This is a genomic window from Acidisphaera rubrifaciens HS-AP3 (genome assembly GCF_000964365.1).
In the GTDB taxonomy this organism is placed as follows: Bacteria; Pseudomonadota; Alphaproteobacteria; order Acetobacterales; family Acetobacteraceae; genus Acidisphaera; species Acidisphaera rubrifaciens.
Map to the genome: position 1 here is coordinate 1 of NZ_BANB01000360.1, position 2,893 is coordinate 2,893.

The 2,893-nt window shown below is 71.6% G+C and carries 3 protein-coding genes; all 3 read right to left on the bottom strand.

All coding sequences use genetic code 11. The features are described 5' to 3' along the window. Window positions 1-251: 251 nt before the first annotated feature. Window positions 252-1,754 (bottom strand): sensor histidine kinase, encoded by a 1,503-nt coding sequence (locus B8460_RS11100; RefSeq protein ID WP_048861664.1) that lies wholly within the window; start codon window positions 1,752-1,754, stop codon window positions 252-254. Beyond that, window positions 1,741-2,487 carry a response regulator transcription factor gene (locus B8460_RS11105; RefSeq protein ID WP_373855814.1) on the bottom strand — a complete coding sequence of 249 codons (747 nt, stop codon included), beginning with the start codon at window positions 2,485-2,487 and terminating at the stop codon, window positions 1,741-1,743. Before B8460_RS11105 ends, B8460_RS11100 begins: the two co-directional genes overlap by 14 nt. Window positions 2,488-2,621: 134 nt before the next feature. Continuing rightward, window positions 2,622-2,893, bottom strand: a 272-nt coding sequence (locus tag B8460_RS11110; RefSeq protein ID WP_048861665.1) for an alanine racemase, incomplete at its 5' end; no start/stop codon positions are given.

A 2,893-nucleotide genomic window follows, 5' to 3' on the forward strand; every position in this document is an offset into this window, starting at 1 on the left:
TATTGGGGAAGATGTCGGTGGGCGTGCGGATGGCGGCGAGCGTCCCGAAGATGACGATCACGAACGCCAGCACGATGAACGTATAGGGTCGGGCCAGAGCTACCCGAACGAGTGCGAGCACCCGGTACTCCCGTTTGTTAGAGCCGCCATGCGGAACGGTCCGGCAAGCGAGCGGCGTCCAGCACGGCACGGGCACTAGTGCGTGACAGCCGGGCTCGCCACTAGATTATAGTTTATAGTTTGCGGATCGGTTACCCACCGGTGATCACCGGCCACGGGGCGTCGGCTGGCGGTGTCTTCGCCCCGGCTGCTGCGTGACGGTCGGCGGCGGTCCCGGTCGCGGCGCCCGCCGGTTCCGGCCCGCAGAACAGGGTGAACTCGCAGCCCGGCCGGGCATCCTCGATCCGCAGCGTATAGCCGTGCAGCCGGGCGATCGCCTGCACCAGGCTGAGGCCGAGGCCGCTGCCCTTGATGTGGCGGCTTTTGTCGCCGCGGTAGAAGCGGCGCAGCACGGCCGCGCGCTCGGCCGCCGGGATGCCGGGGCCGTCATCGCGCACCCGTATGCGTGGCGGCGAGCGGTCCGCGTCGAGCGCGAGCATGACCGTGCCGCCGTCGGGGACGAACTTCGTGGCGTTGTCCACGAGATTGGCCACGGCCTCCGTCAGGAGTTCCGCGTCGCCGACGACGAAAGCGTCGCCGGGCGTTTCCAGTTGGAAGCTCAGCTCCCGCATCTCGGCGACCGGCAGATAGAGCTGGTACACCTCCGAGCAGATCGCCTGCAGGCTGACCCGTCGGAACGCCGCGCGGCGCTGCCCGTCCTCGATCTCAGAGATGCGCAGCAGGGCGGTGATGATCGCCTCGGTCTGATCCAGGTCGGTCACCGCCTTCGCCAGCACGGCGCGCAGGGCATCGGCGGAGGTGTCGCCGTCGCGGGCCCGTTCCAGCCGGACCCGCAGCCGTGCGAGCGGCGTGCGCAGATCATGGGCGATGTTGTCGCCCACGCCCCGCACCTCGTAGACCAGCCGCTCGATCTCATCGAGCATGCCGTTGACGCTGATGGTGAGCTGATCGATATCGTCGCCCGCGCCGCGCAGCGGGATACGGCCGCGCAGGTCGCCCTGGCGGATGCCGCGGATCGCGTCGTTGACGCGCCGGATATGGCCGAGCATGCGGATGCTCAGCACCGCCGCCGCGCCCACCGACATCAGCAGGACGGGCAACAGGCCAAGCGTCAGGGCGCGCAGGACGGTGTCGCGCAGGCGCGCCAGCTCGTCCACGTTGCGGCCGATGACGAGGATGGTGCCATCCGGCAGCCGCCGTGCCACGGCGCGCACCGTCTGTTCCACCACCGGGGGCCGGTCCGCCTCGCCGGGCGCCGGGGGCGCCGCGGTGCCCGGCGGCGCCTGCAGCGACGCCACCACCGGGTGTGCCTGACCGTCGGCCGGCAGCCCGCGCGGCATGGCGGTCAGATTGCCCTCGATCGGCCGCAGGTCGGGGCCGAACAGGGCCAGGATGTTGACGCGATGCAGGTCGATCGCGATCCGCTGGCGCACTTCGGCCAGGATGTGATGCGGGCTCTCCTGCGCCACGGCCGCGGCCTCGGCGGTGAGGAAGGCGTCGATCCGGCGCGTCTCGTGCACCGCGGTCTGCCAGTAGATGAAGGCCAGCAGCAGCAGGGCCGTGACAAGGAAGGCGCTCGCCATCCGCAGGCCGAGGCGGAACGTCGCGGAGCGGGCGACCTCAGTCAGGAACACGGAAGACGAACCCGGCGCCGCGCACGCTCTGGATCATCGACGCCTCGCCCGGCACGTCGATCTTGCGGCGCAGCTTGCCGACATGGACGTCCACCAGATTGGTCTGCGGCACGAAGCGGTAGTGCCACACGTCCTCCAACAGCATCTCGCGCGTGACCACCTGCCCCGGCCGGCGCATCAGGTACTCGAGCAGCTTGAACTCGCGCGGCAGGAGGTCGATCCGCCGGCCGTCGCGCCGTGCGACCCGGTCGATGAGATCGAGTTCCAGCCCGCCGCCGCGCAGCATCGTCTCGCGCGTCTCCGGCGGCCGGCGCAGCAGCGCCTCGACGCGGGCGGCGAGCTCGGCGAGGGCAAAAGGTTTCACGAGGTAGTCGTCGCCGCCCGCCTTCAGCCCGCGCACCCGGTCATCGAGCGCGCCCAGCGCGCTGACGAACAACACGGGCGTGCGCACCGACGCCTCCCGCAGCCGCTCGATGATCGACAACCCGTCCAGGCCGGGCAGCATGCGGTCGATGATCAGCAGGGCATACGCGGGATCGGCCGCGAGCTCCGCCCCTTGCGCCCCGTCCTCGGCATGGTCCACCGCATGGCCCATCGCGGTCAGGTGGGCCGTCACCTCGGCCGCGAGATCGGCGTCGTCCTCGATCAACAGGATGCGCGCGACGCGCGGCGCGGCCGCCGTCCCCTGTCCCGCCGCGCCGGCTGACGCGGCCGTCCCACCTTTCATGGCCATCGGTGCATCGCGTTCGTCCTCTCCGCCGGCCGCCCGCGGCGAAGGTCCGGGCGACGGCGCTCCATCCGACCGTTGCGGACGCCGTTCGAGTAAAATCGCCTTCAGGGTGGCGGGCAAGCCGGTCCCCGGCGCGCTCATGCCCGTGGTCCGGCGGCGCGGGCGCCGAAGATGGCGGTGCCGACCCTCACCCAGGTCGCGCCATGGGCGATCGCCGTCTCGAAATCCGCCGACATCCCCATCGAGAGGACCGACAGGCCGTGCGCGGCGGCGCGGGCGGCGAGCCAGGCGAAATGCGGCGCGGGATCGGCGCCGTCGGGGGGCACGCACATCAGGCCGCGTAGGGCCGTGCCGAAGCGCCGGCGGCAGTCGTCGATGAAGGCGTCCGCGTCCGCGCGGGCAATGCCGG

Bases quoted from the DNA above. Each gene is read 5' to 3' on its own strand.
- B8460_RS11105 (WP_373855814.1), bottom strand. From the start codon at position 2,487: ATGGCCATGAAAGGTGGGACGGCCGCGTCAGCCGGCGCGGCGGGACAG.